Below are 513 nucleotides of genomic sequence, written 5' to 3'. Positions count from 1 at the left end.
GCCCCGCCCCCTGCCCCCGGGGGGGGTCGGCCCCGGGGGGGGGGGGGGGGGCGGGGGGGGGGGGGGCCCCCCCCGGGGGGGGCCGGGGGGGGGGGGGGGGGGGCGGCGAGGGCTTCGGCGGCGAGGTTGACGCTGATGGCGAGCAGGCCGATGGCGAGGCACGGGGCGCCGACGGCCCACGGGTTCAGGGTGATCCCGGCGGCGTTCTCGCGGATCATCAGCGCCCAGTCCGCTTCCGGCGGTTGGGGGCCGAGCTGGAGGAAGGCGGCGACCGAGACGATGTAGACGCCTTCGACGAAGCGCAGGCCGAACAGGGCGAGGACGGTGGAGCGCAGGTTGGGCAGGACCTCGTGGACGGTGAGGTGCCAGAGGTTCTCGCCGCCCGCGGCGGCGGCTTCGACGAAACCGGCGGTCGCGAGGGGCGCCGCCGCGGCGGCGACGATCCGTACCGCGTAGGGGATGCCCAGCAGGACGGCGGCGGCCGCGACGGCGAGGCGCCCGCCGCCGGGCCCG

At 79.7% G+C, this 513-nt stretch carries 1 protein-coding gene; it reads right to left on the bottom strand.

Annotation, left to right across the window (positions count from 1 at the left end):
* A partial coding sequence (locus ACFRMQ_RS40800) for an ABC transporter permease subunit (protein WP_380735991.1) occupies window positions 1-513 on the bottom strand: 513 nt, incomplete at both ends.

Origin of the sequence: Kitasatospora sp. NPDC056783 (genome assembly GCF_042789895.1) — a bacterium.
In the GTDB taxonomy this organism is placed as follows: Bacteria; Actinomycetota; Actinomycetes; order Streptomycetales; family Streptomycetaceae; genus Kitasatospora.
The sequence above is the reverse complement of the archived record's forward strand: the minus strand, read 5'-3'. Positions and strand labels throughout refer to the sequence as shown.